Here is a 24,530-nt window from a genome sequence, read left to right on the forward strand (position 1 = left end):
ATGGGGATGCCAATGCTTCGTGCACTGCTGTTGTTTGTCTTTTTGAGTAGCCCACTGCTGGCCGCAGAGCAGCCCGACATCGATGTCTATCGTGACCCGAACTGTGGTTGCTGCTCGGCCTGGATCGACCACCTGCGCGATAATGGCTTTGCCGTCAGGGATCACCTGGAGAGCAATATGGCGGCGGTCAAGGCCCATTTGGGCGTGCCAGCGGACATGGCGTCCTGCCACACTGCTGTGATTGACGGGCGTTTTATTGAAGGGCATGTGCCTGCTGCCGATATTCTACTGATGCGCAGCCAGCCGGATCTGTTGGGCCTGGCAGTACCCGGCATGCCCATAGGTTCACCGGGCATGGAGATCGGTGACCGGGTCGACGCCTATGATGTCATCTCCATCGATCAGCAGGGCGAGCGCCGGGTTCTGACCAGCTACCCCTGAATTGTTTGTGTCTGCACCTCCAGGGGCAGACACACCCTATTGCGCCCTTCGCGCTTTGCCCGATAGAGATTTTCATCGGCCTGCTGTAGCCAAACCTCCCAACTGGCCTGATCGGTCAGCAAGGCCCCGCCGATAGAAACCGTAACGCCTCCGCCCGGGCTGCTCAGCTCGGCGGCTATTCGTGCACGCAGGTGTTCCGCCGCTTTAAACAATCCCTTGGCATCTATTCCTGGCAACAGCAGCACAAACTCCTCGCCGCCCAGACGGAAGAGCCGGTCAGATTTACGGCAGACAGCTTTGACGATACGCACAAAATCGACCAGTACCTGATCCCCCGCCTTGTGTCCGTGCCGATCATTGATCTGCTTGAAATTGTCCAGATCTAGCACCAACAGGCCATAAGCCTGGGCATAACGCTGGCGGGCTGACATGGCGATGACCAGTTCCTGCTCCATGGTGCGACGATTACCAGCCCCGGTCAGCGGATCGATAGTGGCCAGGGTATTGAGCTGTTCGCGCTGACGGCGACCGCGATAGGCAAAAACAAAAGCGAACAGGCTGGCCATCAGACAGGTAACCAGAAACGAGCTCATCTGGTAGTAGCTTTCAAATACCTCACCGGGGTTAAGCAGCCCATACAGGCACAGCACAGCCAGCGCTGAGAGTGTCGCAACCAGGCTTTGCCGGGGAGGCACTACAAAGAAGTTGAACAGTATCAGGTTGTAGAACCAGAACAGGCCGTTGACGCCCAATTTGATAGAGACCAGCACGGCGCCAATCGAGTAGATAGTCGCCAGGAATTGACCAGGCCGAATAGTATTACCAGTACGCCAGGCATATGCGATGGCAACCAGCGTGCAGAGTACCAGCAGGCTATCGACAATGCCGACCAGCCAACTACCCTCGATCAGGCGAAAGATTGCATAGGGGGTCACGCCCAGAAGAGCCACTAGGCCAACCAGGGTGATGATGGACAACTGAAAGTCGCCTTTCAGTCTCAGCCACAGCTTTGCCATTAAGCCTCGTGCTTGCCAGATATTGTTACAGGCGATCTAAGATGCCGCCATGAGTCAATATGCGAACACTACAGTGGCTTGAAGTCACAAATCAATAGTGATGTGCGATCACGTTGCGTCGGGCGACGTATAGCCGGCCGACGCCCAGGCCAATACTTACTGAGTAGCGGTATCCTGAATCCGCTTGACCATGGCCCGCAGGCCATTGCCGCGAGTCACGCTCAAGTGCTTGAGCAGGTTGAGCTGCTCAAAATAGCCTTCGATATCAAAATCGAGAATCTGCTGGCGAGTCTTGCCGTTATAGGCAGCCAGTACTACCGCCAGCAGGCCCTTGACGATGAACGCGTCACTGTCGGCACTGAAGAACAGCTTGTCGTCGCGCTGATCGCTGACCAGCCAGACCTGGCTTTGGCAGCCACGTACGAAGTTTTCCTCGGTCCGCAGAGCATCATCCAGTACCGGCAACTCGCGGCCCAGGTCGATGATGTACTTGTAGCGATCCTCCCAACTATCGAAGAATGACAGGCTATCAACGATGTCATCGCTGGTAATATCGATACCAAACTGGCTCATGCCGACCTCTCTCAGAAAAACATACCGGTTTCGAGTTGAGCCTCTTCGCTCATCATCTCACGGCTCCAGGGCGGGTCAAATACCAGCTCAACCTTGACCGTCTCGACATTCGGCACCCGCTTGACCCGGTATTCGACGTCACCAACCAGAACTGGGCCCATCCCACATCCAGGCGCAGTCAGAGTCATGCGGATATCGACATGCTTACCCGGCTGATCCACCTCAACCCCATAGATCAATCCCAGATTGACCAGATCAACCGGAATTTCCGGGTCATAAACCGATTTCAGTGCAGTCCAGACCTGTTCAATATCGATCTGATCATCAACCGGCTCAGGGAACTCCAGCAGCTCCGGCTCCAGGCCGAGCTTGTCGGCATCAGTGCCATCCACCCGCACCATCTGACCGTGATAGGTCACCGTGTAGTTGCCACCCAGAGCCTGGGTAATGGTTACAAAGGTATCCTTGGGGATGGTCAGCGGCGTGCCATCAGGAACCCGGCGCGCAGGGCAATCGGCCTGCGCTACCACCATACGTCTTTCCATTCAGTTCACACCAGCCATTCAATTAACACTAAAGCTTTCGCCGCAACCGCACTGGTCTTTGACGTTGGGGTTGATGAAGCGGATCTGCCGGTTGATGCCTTCCTTGACCAAGTCGATCTCGGTGCCTGACAGAATCGGCAGACTATCGTGATCGACCAGCAGCGCAACCTGATCATCAAGTTGGTAGCGCAGATCGTTGTCAGCGCCCTTCTCGACCAGATCGATCACGTACATGAAACCGGTACAACCACTCTTTTTCACGCTCAAGCGCACCGCCTTGCCCGGCTCCGCGCCTAGCTGGCGACGAAAATGCTCCAGCGCCGCAGGGGTTACACTCACGACCTGGCGTGCCGGATCAAAGGACTCAACACTCATGATGCACTCCTAAACAAGGAACTGCCGGACCTTGGCCAAAGCCTCGAACAGGCGATCGACGTCGGCACGGGTGTTGTAGAAACTGAAGCTGGCACGCACTGTGCCAGGAATACCAAACTGATCCATGATCGGCTGGGCACAGTGATTCCCGGTCCGCACCGCCACGCCCTGCTGATCCAGCAGCATCCCGATATCATGGGGGTGGGCACCTTCGAGCAAAAAGCTCATCACGCTGGTTTTGCGGGCAGCAGTACCGACCAGGATCACACCGGGGGTATTGCGTGCGCAGTCTTCGGCGTAGGCCAGCAGAGCCTGCTCATGGGCCGTCGCACCAGCGCGGTCCAGGCCCAGAATGTAATCAATGGCCGCCCCCAAACCGATTACACCGGCGATGTCGGGGGTGCCGGCTTCGAACTTATAGGGCAACTGGTTGAAGGTGGTTCCGGCAAAGCTGACCGATTCGATCATTTCGCCACCGCCCTGATAAGGCGGCATCGCCTCCAGCAGAGCTGCTTTGCCATAAAGCACACCCAGACCGGTCGGACCAAACAGCTTGTGCGAGGAAAAAGCGTAGAAATCGCAGTCCAGGGCCTGTACATCAACTTCGAAATGGCTGACCGCCTGAGCCCCGTCGATCAGACACAAGGCTCCAACGCTATGAGCCAGACGCACTACCTGCTCGACCGGATTGATGGTACCCAAAGCGTTGGACACATGCACACAGGCAACCATCCGCACCCGCTCATCAAGCATGGCTTCCAGAGCGGCCATGTCCAGCGTACCACTGGCATCGACAGGAATCGGTTCGACGCTGGCACCCTTCTCCGCCGCCACCAGTTGCCACGGCACGATGTCCGAATGATGCTCCATGGCCGAAACCAGAATCCGATCACCCGGTTTAAGTTCGCTGCGGCCCCAGCAGGCGGCGACCAGATTGATGCCCTCAGTGGTACCGCGAGTCCAGATGATTTCACGCCGCTCGGCGGCATGGATGAACTGCTGAACCTTGACCCTGGCGGCCTCAAACTTTTCCGTCGCCCGGTCAGCCAGCGCGTGGGCACCGCGATGCACATTGCTGTTGTCCTGACGATAATAGTCGCTGATTGCCTGGATCACCGCTTCCGGCTTCTGGGTCGTGGCGGCATTGTCCAGATAGACCAGAGGATGCCCGTTGACCTGCTGATGCAGGATCGGGAAGTCCTTGCGGACACGCTCGGCATCGAAAGCCGGCTTGAGGTTCAGCACCTGATCATTCATAAGCCAATTGTCCCACCTGTTCGCTGCCCTGACCAAACAAAGTGGCCAAACGCGGGCGCAAATAGTCCTGAATGGCCTGTTCCGGCACTTCGTTCAGCAGCTCATTGATGAAACCGAAGCTGAGCATTGTGCGTGCATCGGCCTCGGATACGCCACGGCTTTGCAGGTAATACAGCGAGGTCTCATCCAACTGAGCGATAGTGGCGCCATGGGCACAGCGCACATCGTCGGCATAGATTTCCAACTCGGGCTTGGTGTCGATCTCGGCATTGGGTGAAGTCAGCAAATTCTTGTTGCTGAGTTCGGCCAGGGTTTTCTGGGCCTTGGGATGGATATGAATCCGACCATTGAATACCGCCTTGGCCGAGTCTCCGACGATACCCCGGAACACCTCGTTGCTAGTGCAGTGCGGCACACAATGCTCGATATTGGTGTGGTAGTCGATCAACTGGCGATTGCGCGGCAGGTAGACCCCGTCCAGCTCTAGATGCGCACCTTCACCCCGGTGATTGACCTGATAGTCGATCCGCTTGAGCCGGCTGCCCTGGGCCAGAGTGAAGCCATGGAAACGGGCATCGCGCTGCAGATCGACATGCACGCCACCAACATGCAGCAGGTCTTCCTGCTCCAGGTTGAGGCGGTAATGCTGTACCTGTGCATTGGCCCCGACCACAACCTCGGTCAGACTGTTGACGAAGCCGTTCTGGCTGGCATCACTGGAGACATAGTGCTCGATCAGCTCAGCCTGACTGTTATCCTCCAACACCACCAGTACGCGCTGGCTGGCCACGGCCGGCTCCGCGCTAGGAGTCGAGACATTCAGGATATAGACCGGCTTGGTCAGTTTCTGGCCACGGCCAACATGGACCAGCACACCGTCGGCCGCCCAGGCGTTGCTCAGCGCTGCAAACAAGTGCCGCTGGCTGTCCACCACCTTGCCCAGATGCTGCTGAATCAGCGCCTGCTGCTGCTCGTCGGCTGAGGCAAAGCGCACCACGCCAGTCGGCAGCGGATCGGAATGGGTCGCATCGAACACACCATTGACGAATACCAGACGAGTCGCGTCCAGCTCGATCGGTTCAACCGAGTCTTGCCAGTCAGCGCTGTCGACCAGCCCCCAGCGTGCCGGCGCGTCGTTGGCCAATGGAGTCAGCGGGGTGTATTTCCACAATTCGGTTTTACGGGTCGGCCAACTTGCCGCTGACCAGCTATCAGCACCCTGGCGGCGCAACGCATCAAGCCAGGCAGGGCTTTGCTGTTGCTGCGCCAGTTCCAGAGCCAGTTGTTGGAAGTCGCTCATGGGCTCAGGCTACCTCGCCTTCAAGCCAGCCATAGCCCTTGGCCTCAAGCTCGAGGGCCAGGCTCTTGTCGCCGGACTTAACGATCCGGCCACCGGCCAGCACGTGAACATAATCGGGAACGATGTAATCGAGCAGACGCTGGTAGTGAGTCACCACCAGAAAGCTGCGCTTGCCGTCACGCATAGCATTGACCCCGTCAGCCACCACTTGCAAAGCATCGATGTCCAGACCCGAGTCGGTCTCATCAAGGATGCACAGATCCGGCTCGAGCAGCATCATCTGCATGATCTCGTTGCGTTTCTTTTCACCGCCAGAGAAGCCTTCGTTGACCCCGCGCTTGAGGAAGCCGGGGTCCAGGCTAACGCGCTTGCTGGTTTCACGGGCGAGCTTCATGAACTCGACCGACGACAGCTCAGGCAGCGCCTGGTGCTTGCGCTTGGCATCGACTGCGGCCTTGAGGAACTCCATGTTGCTCACGCCCGGAATTTCGACCGGATACTGGAACGCCAGGAACAGGCCTTCGCGGGCACGCTCTTCGGTATCCATATCCAGCAGGTCGTGGCCTTTGAAGAGCACGCTGCCAGAGGTCGCTTCGTAACCAGGGCGCCCGGACAGCACATTACCCAGGGTGCTCTTGCCCGAACCGTTGGGCCCCATGATCGCATGGACCTCGCCCGGCTTTACCTCGATGCTCAACCCCTTAAGGATATTTTTCTCTTCAACTTTGGCGCACAAATCTTTGATAGATAACATATTTGTTAACCTGAAACCGTCTTAAAACCAATCCACTGATCCGCTACTGGCGATCAGCCCACTGAACCTTCAAGGCTGACTTCGAGCAACTTGCCAGCCTCAACTGCGAACTCCATCGGCAACTCCTTGAACACCTCGCGGCAGAAGCCGTTGACGATCATGGAAATGGCCTTTTCTGCATCCAGCCCGCGCTGCTGGCACAGGAACAACTGATCATCGCTGACCTTGGATGTAGTGGCCTCGTGCTCGATTACCGCACTGGGGTTCTTGCTCTCGATATAGGGGAAGGTGTGAGCCCCGCAACGATCACCGATCAGCAGCGAATCACACTGGGTGTAGTTGCGCGCGCCTTCAGCACCAGGGTTGATCCGTACCAGTCCGCGATAGGCACTGTCGCTCTGGCCGGCCGAAATCCCCTTGGCAACGATGGTCGAACGGGTGTTCTTGCCCAGGTGGATCATCTTGGTGCCGGTATCGGCCTGCTGGAAATTATTGGTCAGCGCGACCGAATAGAACTCACCGACGCTGTTGTCACCCTTGAGAATACAGCTCGGGTACTTCCAGGTTACCGCCGAGCCAGTCTCGACCTGGGTCCAGGAAATCTTGGCGTTGGTGTGGGCAATGCCACGCTTGGTGACGAAGTTGTAGATCCCGCCTTTGCCTTCGGCGTTACCCGGATACCAGTTCTGAACTGTGGAGTACTTGATCTGGGCGTTGTCCATGGCAACCAGTTCGACCACGGCAGCATGCAGCTGGTTTTCGTCGCGCATCGGCGCGGTACAGCCTTCCAGATAGCTGACGTAGGAGCCTTCGTCGGCCACGATCAGGGTCCGCTCGAACTGCCCGGTGTTCATCTCGTTGATCCGGAAGTAGGTCGACAGCTCCATCGGGCAGCGCACGCCCTTGGGGATATAGACAAACGAACCATCGGAGAACACCGCCGAGTTCAGCGCGGCATAGAAATTGTCTTTCTGCGGAACCACGCTACCCAGGTATTTCTGCACCAGATCCGGGAAACGCTTCACCGCTTCACTGATCGGGCAGAAGATTACCCCGGCTTCTTCCAGCTTCTCGCGGAAGGTGGTTACTACCGAAACCGAATCGAAGACCGCATCGACCGCCACACCGGCGAGCATTTCCTGTTCATGCAGCGGAATGCCGAGTTTTTCATAGGTCGCCAGCAGCTCCGGATCGACCTCATCGAGGCTCTTGGGCTTGTTGGCCATGCTCTTGGGCGCGGAATAATAGGATACCGCCTGGAAATCGATTTCCGGATAGTGGACATGGGCCCACTTGGGCTCTTCCATTTCCTGCCAGGCGCGAAACGCCTTCAAGCGCCACTCGAGCAGCCATTCAGGCTCCTCTTTCTTGGCTGAAATGAAACGAATCACGTCTTCATTGAGCCCAGGTGGCAGGGTCTCGGACTCAATGGCCGAATGGAACCCGGCCGCGTAGTCCTTCTTGATAAGGCTTTCGACTTCTTCAGTCACGGTATCACCTCAATCATGCAGCCCTCGATATGGGGCCGCCACTTCAGTTCAGGCTAGCGGATCCATGCTCCGCAGGATGAACGGTTCTTCCGACCGTTTTCAGATAATGCGTTCCAGGTTGACCACGCTCTCATGGCCATTGCTACAGCCACGGTCCTGGCGGGAACGTACGCGCTGGATATCGTCGCGGGACACCAGATCAGCCAGAGTGATATCACTTAGAAACTGGCGCAGGCGATCACTAAGATCGGACCACAGGTGATGGGTCAGACACACCTCGCCATGCTGGCAGTCGCCCTTACCCATGCATCGGGTGGCATCCATGGAGTCGTTCACCGCTTCGACGATCTGCGCCACACTGATGGCACCCGCACCGCCGGCCAGCCGATAACCGCCACCTGGACCGCGAACGCTTTCAACCAGCTTGCTGCGGCGCAATTTGGCAAACAACTGTTCCAGATAGGAGATCGATACGCCCTGACGCATGGAAATATCCGCCAGGGTAATCGGCCCCTGGTCCTCGTGGAGCGCCAGGTCCAGCATGGCCGTTACGGCATAGCGGCCCTTGGTCGTCAGTCGCATAAAAGCTCCCAAGCCCTTGATGACATGCTCGGCATGATGCAATATCCAAGCAAATCAGTCAAGTATTTGACCCGATAAACGACCGCTCAGGCCCGCGCAGTATAAGAGTTTTGCCACTAATCTTGAAGGAAAAGCATGGTACTCAATCAGGCTGGCTGATTGACCACAAAATGGCTGATACAAACATGCAATGAGTGTTATCGTTTGTCAGTTTTCATGAACAGTATAAAAAGGAGTCAGTGCACCATGAGCCACACCCGGCAGTTCTATATCAATGGCCAGTGGGTTGCTCCCAAGGGCGATAAAACCCTGGACGTCATCAATCCTGCCACTGAAGAAGTAGTGGCCACCATTGCCCTGGGCAACAAAGAGGATGTTGACCTGGCTGTGGACGCTGCGCGCGAGGCCTTTGAAAGCTACTCGCAGACCAGCCGCGAAGAGCGCCAGGCCCTGCTCGGTCGCGTTATTGAAGTATTCAAGAAGCGCATGGGCGACGTTGCCGTCGCCATTTCCCAGGAAATGGGTGCGCCGGCCAAGCTGTCACAGGTTGCCCAGGCGCCGTCCGGGCTGGGTCATTTCGCCACCGCCCTCGAAGCACTCAAGCATTTCGAGTTCGAAGAGCAAATCGGCACCACCCAAGTAGTCAAGGAACCCATTGGCGTTTGCGGTCTGATCACCCCCTGGAACTGGCCGATGAACCAGCTCACCTGCAAGGTCGCCCCGGCGCTGGCCACCGGCTGCACCATGGTGCTCAAGCCGTCTGAAGTTGCCCCGCTGTCAGCCCTGCTGCTGGCCGAGATTCTTGATGAGGCCGGTGTCCCGGCAGGCGTGTTCAACCTGGTCAACGGCGATGGCCCGACCGTGGGTGCCGCCATGTCCGCCCACCCCGGCATCGACATGATGTCATTCACCGGTTCCACCGGGGCCGGTCGTCAGGTGATGATGAACAGCGCTCAAACCATCAAGCGTGTTGCGCTGGAGCTGGGTGGCAAGTCCGCCAACATCCTGCTCGATGATGTCAACTTCGAGAAGATGGTTGCCCATGGGGTGATGAGCTGCATGAACAACAGCGGCCAGTCCTGTAACGCACCGACCCGCATGCTGGTACCCAACAGCCGTATGGATGAAGTCGCCGCGATTGCCGAAACTGTAGTCGCCAAGGTCAAGGCCGGTGATCCGAACGCCGAAGATACCGTGATCGGTCCGGTAGTCTCCCATGCCCAGTTCGACAAGATTCAGAGCCTGATCCAGGCCGGCATCGACGAAGGCGCGCGACTGATCGCTGGCGGCACCGGCAAGCCGGAGGGGCTGGACAAGGGGTACTTTGTCAAGCCGACCATCTTCACCCACGTCACCAACGAGATGACTATCGCTCGCCAGGAAATTTTTGGCCCGGTGCTGTCGATCATCGGTTACGAAGATGAAGAAGATGCTATCCGCATCGCCAACGACACCAACTACGGCCTGTCCGGCTATGTTTCATCGGCTGACCTGGATCGCGCTCGCCGCGTTGCCCGCCGTATCCGGACCGGCATGGTCCACCTCAACGGCGCGCCGCTGGACAACAAGGCGCCGTTTGGCGGTTACAAGGAGTCAGGCATCGGTCGCGAATGGGGCCATTACGGCTTCGAGGATTTCCTCGAGGTGAAGTCGATCTTCGGCTATCACCCCAAGCAAGCGTAAGCTCAGAAAGCCAAGGTGAGGGCGGCAACACCGCCCTCACCCCAGCGCCTTAACCGCCTCAATCATCTGCACCATGACCTTCTGCGCATCGCCATACACCATCGCGGTGTTTTCGGCATAGAACAGCTCGTTTTCAACCCCTGAATACCCTTTGCCCTGCCCGCGCTTGATCACGTAGGCCTGATGAGCCTGATCAACATTGAGAATCGGCATGCCATAGATCGGGCTGGACTTGCGGGTCCGGGCGGCGGGATTGACCACATCATTGGCACCGATGACTACGGCCACATCGGCCTGGGTGAAGTCTTCGTTGATATCCTCCAGATCCGCAATAATGTCGTAGGGCACCCCGGCCTCGGCCAATAGCACGTTCATGTGCCCGGGCATCCGGCCGGCCACCGGGTGGATGGCGAAGCGCACGTCCACGCCCTGCTTCTGCAATAGTTTCACAAACTCATAGAGTTTGTGCTGGGCCTGAGCTACCGCCAGGCCATAACCGGGAACGATAATGACCTTGCTGGCGTAGTACATGGCGATTGCCGCATCCGAAGCCTCACTGGCCTTCATGCTGCCCTGTATATCTCCGGCATCGCCCTCCTCGTCGCCGCCGAATTGACTGAACAGCACATTGGTTACCGACCGGTTCATGGCCTTGGCCATCATCAAGGTCAGCAACGTACCGGCCGAGCCAACGACCGTGCCAGCAATAATCATCGCCGGGTTCTGCAAAACGAAACCCTCGAATGCCACGGCCAGACCAGTCAAGGCGTTGTAAAGTGAGATCACCACTGGCATATCGGCTCCGCCAATCGGCGTGGTAATCATCACCCCCAGTGCCAGCGCAATCAGGAAGAACACCGCAATCAGCAGCATCGGCGGCTCGGCTCCAGCCATCCCGGCAGTAACCACTGCCGCGCCGGTAGCCAACGAAGCGAAGAACAGCACGGCATTAACCAACTGCTGCATAGGCAGACGCAGCACTCGGTTCAAGCGGCCATCGAGCTTGGCCCAGGCGACCAGCGACCCGGACAGCGCCACCGAACCGATCAGCCCTCCCAGCACGGCCAGAATGCTGATCACCACACCATGAGCCTGAGCATTGCCGGAGAACAGCTCTACCGCAGCAATCGCCGCCGCCGCACCGCCGCCCATGCCGTTGTACAGGGCCACCATCTGCGGCATATTGGTCATCGCCACTTTCTTGCCGCTGTACCAGGCCCAGCCAACCCCAAGCCCCAGAGCAATCAACACCAGGGCGATATTCATAGTCAGGTGCGGCTGGGCCCGTTCATTGACATCGAAGCCGTAGAGAAAGGCCACCACCACCGCCAGCGCCATACCCCAACCGGCAACCAGGATGCCCGAACGCGCGGTAACCGGGCTGGACATGCGTTTGAGACCGTAGATGAACAGCAGTGCCGCGACGAAATAAGCCGTCTCGATGATCAGCGAGGTGTCCATGACTTACTCCTTGTCAGCCGCTGCAGCATCCCGCTTGTCGCTGGGCTTGAACATTTCCAGCATGCGTTCGGTCACCACATAGCCTCCGGCAGCATTGCCGGCACCGAGCAACACACCGACAAAACCAATCAATTGCTCCAAAGGCGAGCCTGCGTTGAGCAGCGCCCACATGGCGCCAACCACCACGATCCCGTGAATGAAGTTGGAGCCGGACATCAATGGCGTATGCAGGATCGCCGGCACCCTGGCGATGACCTCGTAACCAGTAAAGGCCGCCAGCATGAAGATATACAGTGCAACGAACCCGGTGATGGTACTGGTGAAGTCCATGGTCTCACTCCCCCGTATTGTCGACGGCCTTACGGGCCGCTTTGTTCTTGATTTCGCCGTCTTTGGTCAGTAGCGCATGGGCCAGCACCTCATCCTCCCAGTCCGGCGCCAGCTCTCCGTCATGCATCAGCAACCCGGCCAATGCCAACAAGTTGCGGGCATATAGCTCAGAGGCGTGCTCGGCCAGATGACTGGGAATGTTCAGCGGCGCGACTATGGTCGCCGGACCGACCTCAACCGTATCGCCTGGGTGCGTCAGCGGGGTATTGCCGCCCCCCTCGGCCGCCAGATCGACGATCACCGCCCCTGGTTTCATGCCCATGATCTGCGCTTCGCTGATGATCTTCGGGCTCGGCCGCCCAGGAATCGAGGCTGTGGTGATCACCGCATCGGCCTGTTGAATATGCCTGGTCAGCACCTCGGCGACCCGCTCCTGCTCCTCGCTGGTCAGCTCCCTGGCATAGCCCCCCAAACCGCTGGCCGAAACTCCGGTATCAACGAACTTGCCACCCACCGACTCAACCTGCTCCTTCACTTCAGGGCGCACGTCATAGCCCTCGACCATAGCGCCCAACCGCCTGGCCGTAGCCAGCGCCTGCAACCCAGCCACCCCCGCGCCCATCACCAGTATCTTGGCCGGGCGTAGCGATCCGACTGCGGTGGTCATCATCGGCAATATCCGGTTGAGACTGGTCGCCGCCAGTAACGCCGCGTAATAGCCCGCCAACGCGGCCTGGGATGACAGTGCATCCATGGCCTGAGCCCGGGTAATCCGGGGAATCAGCTCCATCGCCAGACAGGTGATCTGTCGGTCGCGCAAAGCCTTAACCAATTCAGGCTCGCGGTGAGCGTGGACGAAACAGCAGAGGATGGTGCCTGGCGGCATCTGTTCGACATCCGCCAGCGCTGGTGGCTGCACCCGGAAAATCAGTCGGGTGTTCTCAGGCATTGGACCAATGCTGGTCCCGGCCTGCTGATAGAGCGGATCGGGAATTCTGGCAGCCTCGCCAGCCCCCGATTGCAAATGGGTATGTATTCCGAGCTTTTCCAACTTGGCGACGACGGCGGGGACCAGCGCCACCCGTTTTTCATGCAGTCGTGTTTCCTTGGGAACAAACAGCGTAACCGGCATGGCCACTCCTTGCGACTGATCGGTTGTCTGTCACTAGCATAGACCACCCAAGGATTCTTACACTTGCCGATCACAGCATTGCAGTAGCACCAAATCAACTCAACAGCAGCAGCCATAGCGGCATGCTGAACGCAGCCAGCAGGGTTGAAAGGAAAATTACCGAGCTGATTATCCGGTTGTCTTCCTGCCCCATCGCATAGGCCAGGACATTGACACCGGTCGGGCAAGCAGCCATCAGTACCAGCACGGTTCTGGCTTCGGGATTCAATGGCAACAGCGAAGTGAAGCCCATGACCAGCAACGGAAACGCCAGCAATTTGGCCAGGGTCAGTGACAGCATAGCCCGGCTCAGATAGAGCCGGTAATGCGCCAGACTCATGCCCAACACCAGCAGCGCACAGGGCAATGAGGCCGCAGCCAGCCAGTCGACGGTACGCCAGACCGCAGCCGGCAGCGCTAAGCCACTCAGATTGAGCGTCGCCCCCAGCAGTAACCCGACAATGATCGGATTGGTCAGGCTCGACAGGGTCTGACGCCACGACAGGCGCTCGCCCTGACCGCTGAACAGTGCGATATAGAGGCTTTGCAGGGTGAACAGTATCAGGCTGTGAAACACCAGCACGGCGAACAGATAAACCAGCTTATCCGTCCCCAGCAACAGGCTGACCAGCGGGATACCCACCAGCACGTTATTGGAGTAGCTGGCCGCCAGCCCCATGGAAGTGGGACGCCCCTGCGAGCGATGGGCAACTACATTGATCAGGATGAACACCAGCAATGCCGGGACAAAATACGCCACCAGCAACATGGGCGAGAGCCCCTCACTGAGGTCAGCCCGGGCCAGGCCAGCGAACAGCAATACCGGCATGAACAGCTTGAAGGTGATCGCCGCCAGAGCCGTGCCGGCCTCAGTCGGCAACCAGCGGCGCCAGCCGAGCAGATAACCAATGGCAATCAGGGCAAAGATCGGGATCAGTGCATCGACTACGGACACAAGCAACTCCTGACACAGGGCTGGACGGCGCAGCCCGGGGCCATAGAGTCTACCAGCGCAAAGACGCTTTAGCGGATCAGATTTGCAGAATACTCTGTTGCAGTTTGCTCAAGCAGATCCATGTTGTCGTGTTGCCAAGGATGAAAGTTCTCGCGGTAAAAATCGCGATACGCCCCAAGCAACCCGGTGAAAAAGCCATTACGCCCCCATAGCCAGCGCATACCGCGCCACCACATGCCAGGACGCAACAGCAGGCCATCGCGGCGCAACATATGCCACATCCCCCGGGTCACATCCTTGAGAAAGAAAAAGGTCGCCTGGCGCATAGCCTTGCGCAGTAGTTTGCGGTCACCACAGACCTGCATGTAGACATCAAAGGCCACCGCCTTGTGCTCGGTTTCCTCCAATGCATGCCAGCGCCACAAACGCAGCATTTCCGGGGTTGCGCCCTGCATCCAGCGCGGCTCGCGCAGCACCGCATCGGCCATGATCGCCGTAAAGTGTTCCATGGCCACAGTGCCGGCCAACTGCCGCTCAGGCGAGAAGTTCTTTTCCACGAAGCGAATGCGCCGTTTGACTGGTAATTCCAGAGCATCAATATCGTAGCCCAACTGACGCAGGCGCTGGTTGTAGTCAATATGCTCGCGGCTGTGGTGGCCTTCCTGACCGATAAACCCACGGATCTGCTCCTGCAATTGCGGATCCTTGATCTGATCCCGGAACAGGCGGACCGAGTCGATGAAATAGCGCTCACCATCCGGAAATAGCACCGACATGGCATTGAAGAAATGCGTCTTAAACGGATCGCCATCCAGCCAGTGACGGGGCAGCGGATCGGGCAAACCGGGATCCAGTCGGCGGGGACGGATATCAAGCCGCGCGGGTGTGAGGCGGGGTGTTACGGATTCCTTTTCCATAGGGCAGGACTCTCTGGTGTTATCTCATCATCATACTCCGCTATCTGCACAACCATTAGGCCATATCCGCCAACTCAAGGCGACTCTGCTGCCAGCTCCTCTCTCAGACTCAAACTGGCGTCTGCGCGTATTGCAGCTAAAGTTTAGGAAACATTCTGAAATAAGCCGTATCAGAATCCCAATGATCTCCTGGGGGCCTGTTCGCCATGACATGGATTATCGATACGCTCAACACCCTGTTCTGGGGCTATGTGCTGATCTACGGATTGCTTGGGGTTGGCATCTTCTTCACCTTCCGGCTTGGACTGCTGCAGTTTCGCTACTTCGGCGAAATGGTGCGCTCAATTCTCCATGCCCGGCAAAGCGATGCTTCAGGGATATCACCTTTTCAGGCTCTGTGTACCAGCCTGGCCTCGCGCATTGGTACCGGCAACCTGGCCGGGGTGGCAGTCGCACTCTACCTGGGCGGCGCCGGGGCAATATTCTGGATGTGGATGGTAGCGCTGGTCGGCATGGCCACCGCCTACTCAGAAAGCACCCTGGCCCAGCTTTACAAGGTTCGCGATGCCAAGGGCCAATACCGTGGCGGTCCAGCGTTCTATATTTCCAAGGGCCTCAAGGCACCTTGGGCTGGCAGCATCTTTGCCATCTGCCTGATCATTTCCTTCGGGCTGGTGTTCAATGCGGTCCAGGCCAACTCGATTGCCGACGCCATGCAGGGCGCCTTCGGCTTGCCAAAACTGTGGGTAGGGGTTGTGATTGCCATACTCGCCGGCCTGGTGATCTTTGGCGGTTTACGCTCGATTGCCCGCTTCGCCGAACTGGTCGTCCCCTTCATGGCTACCGCTTATGTGCTGGTCGCCCTGGTGGTCCTGGTGCTGAACATCACCGAAGTGCCCGGGGTGCTGGCCACCATCATCAAAAGCGCCTTCGGGCTTGAAGAAGCGGCTGGTGGAGTCGCAGGGTCGGTAACTGCCGCCATGCTCAATGGCATCAAGCGCGGCCTGTTTTCCAATGAGGCCGGCATGGGCTCGGCTCCGAACGTTGCCGCCACCGCCACCCCGGCGCCACATCACCCCTCCTCTCAGGGATTCGTCCAGGCCATGGGGGTTTTTATCGACACCATCGTGATCTGTACAGCCACCGCTATCATGATCCTGCTGTCCGGTGCGCTGGAGCCCGGTTCAGGAGTGACAGGCACCCAACTTACCCAGCAGGCTCTGCACGAGCATATTGGCGCAGCCGGCACCTATTTCATCGCCTTTGCCATTCTGTTCTTTGCCTTTACCTCGATCGTCGCCAATTACTCCTACGCTGAGAACGCCCTGATATACCTTGGCGTGGGCAACACTCTGGGGATGACCATACTGCGCCTGGGCACACTGAGCATGGTGATCTGGGGTGCCTATCAAGCGGTTGCCACGGTATTCGATGCCGCCGACGCTTCGATGGGGCTGATGGCCACCATCAACCTGATTGCCATTGTGCTGCTGTCTGGCACTGTGGTGAAACTGACCCAGGACTACATGGCCCAGCGCAAGAACGGCGAAATACCCAAGTTCAAGGCGGCGGACTATCCCGAGTTGAAGGAGAAGATCAATACCGATATCTGGCGTTAGGGTCTGTTGCCGTTTCATCGCAACCGCGCCGGAACCTGCCCTGTAACACCGTTGCAACGCTGATATGACAAGCTGGCGGCAGTCTCGTTACGAACTGCCGCCATGGCCGAAACGCTCCACCAGATCCAGCGACACCTGCCCGAACAGATCCAGCTAGATCGGCTTCTGGACAAGGGCGCTCGCCACCTGCGCGTCAGCACGGCTCATCAGGTCGATATCCAGGGCATCATCATTCCCATTCGAGTGATCGAACTTGGCAGCCGCTCCCCCCTGGCTCCGGTCATCGGCTTTTTCGGGGGAGTGCATGGGGTCGAGCGAATCGGCACACAGGTGCTGTTGTCATGGTTGCACAGCTTGGTTCACCGTCTGGACTGGGATGATCACCTGGGACGCCAGCTTGAACGCGTGCGTCTGGTGTTCATGCCGATGATCAACCCCGGCGGGATATGGCACCACCGACGCAGCAACCTCAATGGTGTCGACCTCATGCGCAACGCACCGATCGACGCCATGGGGCCGGTGCCCTGGCTGGTCGGCGGTCATCGCATCAGCCGGCGCCTGCCCTGGTACCGGGGCAGGCGCAACGCCCCGCTGGAGGCCGAGGCTCAGGCGCTGGTCGATACCGTGCGTGAACGACTGCTCAGCGCGCCCTTCGCTCTCAGTATCGACTGCCACAGCGGCTTCGGTCGCCGTGACCGGCTCTGGTGCAGCTATGCCCGCAGCCACCGACCAATCCAGCATATTGCCGAGGTCTATGCCCTCAAGCAGTTGTTTGAGCGCACCTACCCCCACCACCACCCATATATCATCGAGCCGCAGTCGGTTAACTACACCACCCATGGCGATCTCTGGGATTATCTTTACGACGAATCACTGGAACAGCATCCTGACAACCTCTACTTGCCCTTCACCCTGGAAATGGGCTCGTGGCTCTGGGTCCGCAAGAACCCCCGTCAAATGCTCGATTACTTCGGTTACTTCAATCCGGTGATCAGCCACCGCAAACGTCGGGTACTGCGCCAACATCTGCCGCTGTTCGAGTTTCTTACCCATGCTACCCAGGCCTGGCGCAACTGGCAGCCCCGTCCACAGCAACGCGACGAGTTAACCCGCCAAGCAATTGAGATGTGGTTCAACAACGACCACTAAAGAATAAATTTGCGTACTTGTTGCCCGGATGGCTGGCGTGTTGCCAGCTATACTTCAGTCAGGCCGGGAGATCACCAAAATGAAAAAGATCTTGGCGTTGATCGTAGTAGCAGTTGCCATGCAGGCCCATGCCGAGGAAGAGTCAGACTCGGACCTTCCCGAGTGGATGGTTGACAAGATAACCCCCGTCCACAGCCGGGTATCGCGCTGGGTCAGCAGCACCTCACGCGGGCTGGACGGATTCTTTGGTACCGATGACAGTCTGCGAGTCGAAAACCAGTCCTACCTGCGTCTGAGCCAGGAGTTCGAGTGGCGGGAAACCGAAGATTTCGACACCGACACCAGCCTGCGCTTTCGACTCGACTTGCCCACCACCAAGGAACGCCTGCGTCTGGTCATTGATTCTGACCCGGAAGAAACTCAGGGCACGCTTGAGCAACAAGGCTCACAGAGCCTGCGCCAGGATCAGACCGACCGGCGTAATTCGGTCGTCGGTCTTGACCGCCTGAGCAGTCGCGACAAGACCCAGAACTGGGCCACCAAGTTCGGTGCCGGGGTCAAGCTGCGTTTTCCACTGGACCCCTATGTACGCATGACCACCGAGCGTCTGTGGGATGTCGGTGACGGCCCCTGGCAACTGGAGTCCTACAACCGCCTGTCCTGGTTCGACAGCGATGGCTATTCGGCCCGTAGCCGCTGGGACTTCGGCCGGCCGCTGGATGAAGTACGCCACTTCAGGTTCATCACCAACTTTCAGTGGCAGGAAGATGTCGACACTTTGGAGTTCTCTGAGACCATTGAGCTGAACCGCCGCCTGAGCAGGCGCAGCGCCATCCGCTACGCAGGTGTGATGGTCGGCAACAGCAGTTCAAACCCGCGGATCAACAACTACTACCTGCTGACTCAATATCGTCGCAGTCTGCACAAGGACATCCTGTTCATGGATGTGATACCTGAACTGCACTTCCCCCGGGACTCGAACTTCGACCCGCGCTGGGCCTTTACCCTGCGTCTGGAAATGCTGTTCACCGGCGATATTCAGGAGCCACGCGACTGACGCAGAAAGTTGACGATCCAGCGCATCATCAGCCGATCGTCGACTTCGGCGCTCAACGAGGCCTGCCCCTCACGCAGACGCGCATCGGCAATCACGCCCTTGCGCCGATCCATCAGATCACGCGAGTAGGCCTTGCAGAATTCCGGGTGGCCCTGAACACTCATGAAATGTTGCTGGTACTGCACCAGGTAGTAAGGGCAGAAATCGCTGCTGGCAAGAATTTCCGCCTGCGGAGGCAAACGTACTACCTGGTCCTGATGGCTGACGATCAGATCGAGCTTATCCTGCCAGGGCTCCATCCAGGGCTTGCGCTCAACCACCTGATTGAACGACATACCCACTCCCCAACCTTTCTCCGATTGACGCACCTCGCCGCCCAGTGCCTTGGCCATGAGTTGATGGCCGAAACATACGCCCACCAGCGGCACGCCCTGCTCCCACAGTTCAACGATGAACGCCTGTAGATCCTCGATCCAGTCCAGCCCATCATTGACGCCATACTTGCTGCCGGTAGTCAGGTAGCCGTCGCATTCACCGGGTTGACCGGGCAGTTCACCATCCAGTGCGCGGTAAACCCGTATGTGCGCATCTGGCACCTGCTCCAGCAACAGAGTTCGAAACATCTCCGGATAATTGCCGTGCGCCGGCTGCAACTCGGGCATGACATCGTCACACTGCAGCAAGCCAATCTTCATTTCACAACTCTCCATTCAGAGCCTTGAGCAACAACTGCGAGTACTGCTGCGCAGTAAAGGGCACAGGGTTGGTCCCAGCCGAGGGATCGACCTCAGCCATCTGACCAACCCGCTCAAGCTGAGCGTCATCGATGCCGATCTCGGCTAACGTCATCGGAATGCCGACCGTAGCGCGCAAATCGAGCACCCAGTCCAGCACCGCGCCAAAGCCCGGCTGCGCCAGGCCCAGATAGCGCCCCAAACGCTCCATCGGCGCATTGATAACAGCGCGGTTGGCCATCAGCACATAGGGCATCAATACTGCATTGAGCAACCCATGATGGGCATCATAGAGCGCGCCAAGCGGGTGGGCCAGTGCATGCATGGCGCCGAGCCCACGCTGAAATGCCGTAGCGCCCATGCTTGAGGCGACCAGCATTTGCAAACGGGCCTCCAGATCGTTGCCCTGAGCCGTTGCCCGTGGCAGGTAGTCCTTGACCAGACGCATCCCCTCCAGCGCAATACCCTCAGCCATGGGGTGATACACCGGCGAGCAGAAGGCCTCCAGACTGTGCGACAACGCATCCATACCGGTGGCAGCGGTAATTTTGGGCGGCAGGCCAACGGTCAGTTCAGGATCTAGGATCACCAGTGCCGGCAGCATTCTGGCGTGGAAAATAATGCGTTTGACCCGAGCCTGCTCATCGGTAATCACCGAGGCGCGACCAACCTCAGAGCCTGTGCCGGCTGTCGTCGGCACCGCAACCACCGGCGCCATACCCGCCACATTGACCCGCAGATAGTTGTCACCCACATCCTCGAAATCCCATAACGGCCGACTTTGACCGACCATCAGCGCAATCGCCTTGCCGGCATCCAGCGCCGAGCCGCCACCGAAGGCGATCACTCCGTCATGGATTCCCGCCTTGAAGGCCGCAACCCCAGCATCCACATTGGCTCCGGTCGGATTGCCCTTGATTGCGGAAAACAACCCCACCTTGAGCCCCTGATCACGGCAATACTGCAGCGCCTGCTCGACCATCGGCAGTCCGGCCAGACCAGGATCGGTGACCAGCAACGGTGCGCTCATCCCGAGCTGCTGACAAGCCGTGGGCAACTCGGCAATCCGCCCGGCGCCCACCCGGATCAAGGTCGGATAATTCCAGTTCATACGGTACTGGTCCATGATGACCTCACAACAGGGTTTTGAAATGGAAGGACTTGGGGCGGGTCAGATGTTCATAGCCAATGCTCGACAACGTGCAGCCACGCCCTGAGTTCTTGACACCGGTCCAGGCCAGGGCCGGGTCCAGATAGTCACAGCGATTGAGAAACACCGTGCCGGCGTCGATACGCTCGGCCAGCGCCAGGGCGGCCGGCTCATTCTGGCTGAAGATCGCCGCGGTCAGACCGAACTCGCTGTCGTTCATCAGGGCCAGGGCCTCATCATCATTGCTGACCCGCTGAATCCCTACGACTGGGCCAAAGGTTTCCTCAGTCATCACTCGCATGCCATGATTAACGCCGGCCAGTATCTGCGGGGCCAGATAGCAGGTTCCGGGCTTGTCCAGCTTGAAGCTGTCAGGGTCGATCAACGCACTGGCACCCTGCCCCACGGCTTCGGCCACCTGAGCACGAATGAAGGCCGCCGCCTCGGGCCGAACCACCGGCCCCAGGGTCGTTGCCGGATCATCCGAGCGGCCCAGCCGGTAAGTCTTGACCAACGCCACCGCCTGCTCGACAAAGTCATCGTACAAGTAGTCATGGACATAGATGCGCTCAATTGCGCAGCAGGACTGTCCGGAATTGAAGAACGCCCCATCCACACAGGTTTCCACTGCATGGGCCAGGTCGGCATCGGCCCGCACATAGGCCGGGTCCTTGCCGCCAAGCTCCAGGCCGGTGGCGATGAAGCGCCCGGCAGCCGCCTTCTCGACCATGGCGCCACCGGCCACCGAGCCGGTGAAGGCCACATGACGTACCGGCTCGGCCTGAATCAGCTGTTCGGTATCAGCATGGCTAAGGTGCAAAAACTGGAACACACCCTCAGGTAGCCCGGCCTCGCGAAATGCCTCGACCATACGTTCTGAGCACAGCGGGGTCTGGGCCGAATGCTTGAGCAATACTGCGTTGCCAGCCAGCAAGGCCGGCATCACCGCGTTCACTGCCGTAAGGTAGGGATAGTTCCAAGGCGCAATCACCAGCGATACCCCGAGCGGCTCGCGGCGAATGAAACGGCTAAAGCCGGGCTTGTCCGGCAGGCGGATATCGGCCAGCGCCTGCTCGGCGATATCGGCCATGTAACTGGCACGTTCGACAAAACCCCGCACTTCACCAGGCGCATAACGAATCGGCCGGCCCATCATCCAGCACAACTCCTCGGCCAGTTGCGCCTCGCGGGCGGCGAAGGCTTCAATCGCCCGGCGCCCCAACGCAACCCGCTCGGCCAGCGGCGTCTGTTTCCAGCGCTGCTGGGCATACACTGCGCTGTCCAGCACCCGCTGAATCTGCTCCTGCGTAGCCAGATCACGCTCTAGATAAAGCGAGCCGTCAATCGGCGAAAAGGTCTGCAAGCGCTTGCTCATGCGTCACCTCAGATAATTTCGAAGTAGCGATCCAGCTCCCAGTCGCTGACATGCCGGCGGTATTCACGTTCTTCCCATTCGCGGCTAGCTGCATAGTGTTCGACAAAGGCATCGCCGAACATTTCCCGCGCCGCCTGCGAGGCTTTCAAGCGCTGGGCGGCATCCCACAGCGTGCGCGGCAACGCCAGCTCGGGCGGATGGGTCATATCGTAGGCATTACCGGTCACAGCTGCGGTGGGCTCCCACTGCTGCATCACGCCATACAGCCCGGAGCCAATCGCCACCGCCAGCGCCAGATAGGGGTTGGCATCAGCGGCGCCGAGCCGGTACTCCTGGCGCTGCGACTTGTCCGAACCGGGAATCACCCGCAGAGCGGCGGTCCGGTTCTCTACCCCCCAGGTGGCATCGGTGGGAGCCCAGAATCCGGGAATCAGCCGTCGGTAGCTGTTCAGCGTCGGCGCGACCATGCACAAAAACTCCGGCATCAGGCGTTGCTGGCCAGCCAGAAAATGGCGCTGTAGCGGGCTCATGCCATGGGGCTGATCGGGGTCATAAAAAGCCGACTTGCCGGTTGCGCTGTCACGCAGCGAAACATGCATGTGCCCGCTCTGCCCGGGGTATTTGCCCGACCACTTGGCCATAAAGGTCGCCATCAGCCCATTGCGCTGGGCCAACACTTTCATGAAGGTCTTGAACAGCGCGGCCTTGTCTGCGGCGGCTTCGGCCCCGTCAACGGCAATCGCCGCTTCCAGCACGCCGGGTCCGGTTTCGGTGTGCAGGCCTTCCAGCGGAAAGTCCATGCGCTGGCCCATATCCAGAATCTGATGATAGAGCTCGGCATGCACTGAGTTGCGCAGCATCGAGTAACCGAACCAGTCCGGGGTAAATGGCTTCAGGTCACGAAACCCCTTGGCCCGGGCCGAGTCCGGGGTTTCATCGAACATGAAAAATTCGTATTCCAGTGCGGCAAAGGGCTCAAGGCCCAATGAGCGGCAGCGTTCCACCACCCGGCGTAGAGTCGCCCGCGGACAGATGGCCTCGGCCTGTTGATCGAATTCAGCCAGAAACAGCAGCATGCCGTCCTCGAACGGGATATCCCGACAACTGTCTGGCAAGATGCGCACTGGTGCATCCGGGTAACCGGTATGCCAGCCGGTGTAGGTGGCATTGTCGTAGAGCTGGTCCTTGACGTCCCAGCCCAGTACCACATCGCAGAAGGCAAAACCCTTGTCCAGCGAGGAGAAGAACTTCTCCCGGCTCATGTATTTGCCACGCAGTACCCCGTCGTTGTCGAAAAGCCCCACCTTGACGTGGTTGAGTCCACGTTCTTCAACGATCTGCCTGGCCTGCTCCACGGTCTTGATTTCACGCGGTCTGAGCATGATAAGCCCCCCGTCTTGTTGTCGTTCCGCCCTTCGCGCTCGCAGAGCGCTCCTGTCTTGAATGCCCGGGCAGGAGCGGCCTGCGGCCGCGAAGGAGCTGACTCAGGCGCAGCGATACGGCGTACCGGCCTTGGCCATCAGTGCGTTGTATTTCTTGAAAATATCCACCACCCGGGCACAACGCGGGCTGGTCTTGGCGATTTCGTCCCAGAATTTCAGGGCCTCTGCCTCGACCGTGGCCCACTCTGCATCAGGAATGGTGGTCAACTGCATCTTGGTGCCTTCCACCCGCAACTGTGCCTCTCCGCCCCAATACCAGTGCTGACGGTAATAGTTGGAGCTGTCGATGCACAGCTTGAACAGGGTTTTGAGGTGCTCGGGCACTGCATTCCACTTGTCTTCGTTGGCAAAGTAGGAGCCGCACCAGGCGCCGGAGATGTTGTTGGTCAGGAAGTAGTTGGTCACATCGGCCCAACCCACCGTGTAGTCTTCGGTAATACCCGACCAGGCAATGCCATCGAGCTCACCAGTCTGCACCGCCACTTCCACATCCTCCCAGGGTACGGTGACCGGCACCACGCCGAAGCGTGACAGGAACCGCCCGGCAGTCGGGAAGGTAAAGATCCGCTTGCCCTTAAGGTCATCGAGCTTGTGAATCGGCTGCACAGTGGCGAAGTTGCACGGGTCCCAAGCTCCCGCGCCGAGCCAGGTCACGCCGCGAACCTCGCCATAAGCCTCGGCCCAGATTTCATTCAAACCGTATTGTTCGAACAGTACCGGAATGTCCAGGCTGTAGCGCGAGGCGAACGGGAAGTAGCCACCGAACACGGAAATATCCACCGGCGCGGCAATCGAGTCGTCGTCGCTTTGCACCGCATCAATGGTGCCGCGCTGCATAGCCCGGAACAGCTCGCCGGTCGGCACCAACTGATCGGCAAAATACAGCTGGATTTCCATTTCCCCGTTGGCAGCCTTGTTGAAGGCATCAATAGAAGGCTTGATCACGTGCTCGGCCAGGGCTGGCCCGGCATAGGTCTGCAATCGCCAGGTGATCTTGCGGGGTTCCTGAGCGTAAATGTGGGCGCTGCCGAGGGCAGCGGTACCCACCGCTGCGCCGCCGGTTATGGCCGCTTTCTTCAAAAACTCGCGTCTGCTGCTCATGCTGTCACCTCCAAAAAGTCGAACTCAATGTCGTCTACCGCATGGTCAGGCAG

General features: G+C 58.8%; 24 protein-coding genes. 5 read left to right on the top strand and 19 right to left on the bottom strand.

Annotated elements, in window-relative coordinates; genetic code table 11:
* The first annotated feature begins 12 nt into the window (after nt 1-12).
* Nucleotides 13-441, top strand: coding sequence for a DUF411 domain-containing protein (locus tag BVH74_RS14165; RefSeq protein ID WP_080050720.1), 429 nt, complete (start codon nt 13-15; stop codon nt 439-441).
* On the opposite strand, the gene BVH74_RS14170 is transcribed toward BVH74_RS14165, so the two are convergent.
* The 9 genes from BVH74_RS14170 to iscR all read right to left on the bottom strand — a co-directional run bounded on the left by BVH74_RS14170 (nt 432) and on the right by iscR (nt 8,333).
* Entirely contained in the window at nt 432-1,457 is a 1,026-nt protein-coding gene (locus BVH74_RS14170; protein WP_080050721.1) for a GGDEF domain-containing protein, read from the bottom strand. The two genes, BVH74_RS14165 and BVH74_RS14170, sit on opposite strands and share 10 nt — an antisense overlap.
* 156 nt (nt 1,458-1,613) lie before the next feature.
* The gene (locus BVH74_RS14175; RefSeq protein WP_080050722.1) at nt 1,614-2,030 is read right to left on the bottom strand and encodes a SufE family protein; all 417 of its coding nucleotides are present in this window, start codon (nt 2,028-2,030) and stop codon (nt 1,614-1,616) included.
* An 11-nt stretch (nt 2,031-2,041) separates the two neighbouring features.
* The gene (sufT, locus tag BVH74_RS14180) at nt 2,042-2,575 is read right to left on the bottom strand and encodes a putative Fe-S cluster assembly protein SufT (RefSeq protein WP_218189139.1); all 534 of its coding nucleotides are present in this window, start codon (nt 2,573-2,575) and stop codon (nt 2,042-2,044) included.
* 18 nt (nt 2,576-2,593) lie between these two features.
* Nucleotides 2,594-2,950, bottom strand: coding sequence for a HesB/IscA family protein (locus tag BVH74_RS14185; protein WP_080050724.1), 357 nt, complete (start codon nt 2,948-2,950; stop codon nt 2,594-2,596).
* Between the two features lie 9 nt (nt 2,951-2,959).
* The gene (locus BVH74_RS14190; RefSeq protein WP_080050725.1) at nt 2,960-4,207 is read right to left on the bottom strand and encodes an aminotransferase class V-fold PLP-dependent enzyme; all 1,248 of its coding nucleotides are present in this window, start codon (nt 4,205-4,207) and stop codon (nt 2,960-2,962) included.
* On the bottom strand, nt 4,200-5,507 hold the full coding sequence (gene sufD / locus BVH74_RS14195; protein ID WP_080050726.1) for a Fe-S cluster assembly protein SufD: 1,308 nt from the start codon (nt 5,505-5,507) through the stop codon (nt 4,200-4,202). The genes BVH74_RS14190 and sufD overlap by 8 nt, the downstream gene beginning before the upstream one ends.
* Nucleotides 5,508-5,511: 4 nt before the next feature.
* On the bottom strand, nt 5,512-6,261 hold the full coding sequence (gene sufC, locus BVH74_RS14200) for a Fe-S cluster assembly ATPase SufC (RefSeq protein WP_080050727.1): 750 nt from the start codon (nt 6,259-6,261) through the stop codon (nt 5,512-5,514).
* 53 nt (nt 6,262-6,314) lie between these two features.
* A complete protein-coding gene (sufB, locus tag BVH74_RS14205; RefSeq protein WP_080050728.1) occupies nt 6,315-7,751 on the bottom strand; it encodes a Fe-S cluster assembly protein SufB in 1,437 nt (478 codons plus the stop codon).
* Between the two features lie 99 nt (nt 7,752-7,850).
* Nucleotides 7,851-8,333 carry a Fe-S cluster assembly transcriptional regulator IscR gene (gene iscR, locus BVH74_RS14210; protein ID WP_080050729.1) on the bottom strand — a complete coding sequence of 161 codons (483 nt, stop codon included), beginning with the start codon at nt 8,331-8,333 and terminating at the stop codon, nt 7,851-7,853.
* A 246-nt stretch (nt 8,334-8,579) separates the two neighbouring features.
* On the opposite strand from iscR, the gene BVH74_RS14215 reads away from it, so the two are divergent.
* The gene (locus BVH74_RS14215; protein ID WP_080050730.1) at nt 8,580-10,016 is read left to right on the top strand and encodes an aldehyde dehydrogenase family protein; all 1,437 of its coding nucleotides are present in this window, start codon (nt 8,580-8,582) and stop codon (nt 10,014-10,016) included.
* A 36-nt stretch (nt 10,017-10,052) separates the two neighbouring features.
* Here the strand turns inward: BVH74_RS14215 and BVH74_RS14220 are convergent, their stop codons facing one another.
* From BVH74_RS14220 to BVH74_RS14240, 5 genes are all read right to left on the bottom strand, one after another.
* The gene (locus tag BVH74_RS14220) at nt 10,053-11,477 is read right to left on the bottom strand and encodes an NAD(P)(+) transhydrogenase (Re/Si-specific) subunit beta (RefSeq protein ID WP_080050731.1); all 1,425 of its coding nucleotides are present in this window, start codon (nt 11,475-11,477) and stop codon (nt 10,053-10,055) included.
* 3 nt (nt 11,478-11,480) lie between these two features.
* Complete coding sequence (locus BVH74_RS14225; RefSeq protein ID WP_080050732.1) at nt 11,481-11,807, bottom strand: NAD(P) transhydrogenase subunit alpha part 2; 327 nt, start codon at nt 11,805-11,807, stop codon at nt 11,481-11,483.
* A gap of 4 nt (nt 11,808-11,811) precedes the next feature.
* On the bottom strand, nt 11,812-12,939 hold the full coding sequence (locus BVH74_RS14230; RefSeq protein WP_080050733.1) for an NAD(P) transhydrogenase subunit alpha: 1,128 nt from the start codon (nt 12,937-12,939) through the stop codon (nt 11,812-11,814).
* 94 nt (nt 12,940-13,033) lie between these two features.
* A complete protein-coding gene (locus BVH74_RS14235) occupies nt 13,034-13,933 on the bottom strand; it encodes an AEC family transporter (RefSeq protein WP_080050734.1) in 900 nt (299 codons plus the stop codon).
* A gap of 68 nt (nt 13,934-14,001) precedes the next feature.
* Nucleotides 14,002-14,850 (bottom strand): metal-dependent hydrolase, encoded by an 849-nt coding sequence (locus BVH74_RS14240; RefSeq protein WP_080050735.1) that lies wholly within the window; start codon nt 14,848-14,850, stop codon nt 14,002-14,004.
* A gap of 206 nt (nt 14,851-15,056) precedes the next feature.
* Between BVH74_RS14240 and BVH74_RS14245 the strand changes: the two genes are divergently transcribed.
* From BVH74_RS14245 to BVH74_RS14255, 3 genes are all read left to right on the top strand, one after another.
* On the top strand, nt 15,057-16,469 hold the full coding sequence (locus BVH74_RS14245; protein WP_080050736.1) for an alanine/glycine:cation symporter family protein: 1,413 nt from the start codon (nt 15,057-15,059) through the stop codon (nt 16,467-16,469).
* A gap of 102 nt (nt 16,470-16,571) precedes the next feature.
* Entirely contained in the window at nt 16,572-17,618 is a 1,047-nt protein-coding gene (locus BVH74_RS14250) for a M14 family zinc carboxypeptidase (protein ID WP_080050737.1), read from the top strand.
* Nucleotides 17,619-17,697: 79 nt separating this feature from the next.
* On the top strand, nt 17,698-18,675 hold the full coding sequence (locus BVH74_RS14255; protein ID WP_080050738.1) for a hypothetical protein: 978 nt from the start codon (nt 17,698-17,700) through the stop codon (nt 18,673-18,675).
* Here the strand turns inward: BVH74_RS14255 and BVH74_RS14260 are convergent.
* The 5 genes from BVH74_RS14260 to BVH74_RS14280 all read right to left on the bottom strand — a co-directional run bounded on the left by BVH74_RS14260 (nt 18,657) and on the right by BVH74_RS14280 (nt 24,477).
* Nucleotides 18,657-19,370, bottom strand: coding sequence for a glutamine amidotransferase-related protein (locus BVH74_RS14260; protein ID WP_080050739.1), 714 nt, complete (start codon nt 19,368-19,370; stop codon nt 18,657-18,659). The genes BVH74_RS14255 and BVH74_RS14260 overlap by 19 nt on opposite strands.
* 1 nt (nt 19,371) lies before the next feature.
* Nucleotides 19,372-20,535 carry an iron-containing alcohol dehydrogenase gene (locus tag BVH74_RS14265; RefSeq protein WP_080050740.1) on the bottom strand — a complete coding sequence of 388 codons (1,164 nt, stop codon included), beginning with the start codon at nt 20,533-20,535 and terminating at the stop codon, nt 19,372-19,374.
* Between the two features lie 7 nt (nt 20,536-20,542).
* Nucleotides 20,543-21,934 carry an aldehyde dehydrogenase family protein gene (locus BVH74_RS14270; RefSeq protein ID WP_080050741.1) on the bottom strand — a complete coding sequence of 464 codons (1,392 nt, stop codon included), beginning with the start codon at nt 21,932-21,934 and terminating at the stop codon, nt 20,543-20,545.
* Between the two features lie 8 nt (nt 21,935-21,942).
* Entirely contained in the window at nt 21,943-23,316 is a 1,374-nt protein-coding gene (locus BVH74_RS14275; protein ID WP_080050742.1) for a glutamine synthetase family protein, read from the bottom strand.
* Nucleotides 23,317-23,418: 102 nt separating this feature from the next.
* Entirely contained in the window at nt 23,419-24,477 is a 1,059-nt protein-coding gene (locus tag BVH74_RS14280; protein WP_080050743.1) for a TRAP transporter substrate-binding protein, read from the bottom strand.
* Nucleotides 24,478-24,530 lie beyond the last annotated feature (53 nt).

Origin of the sequence: Halopseudomonas phragmitis, from assembly GCF_002056295.1 — a bacterium.
Lineage (GTDB): Bacteria > Pseudomonadota > Gammaproteobacteria > Pseudomonadales > Pseudomonadaceae > Halopseudomonas > Halopseudomonas phragmitis.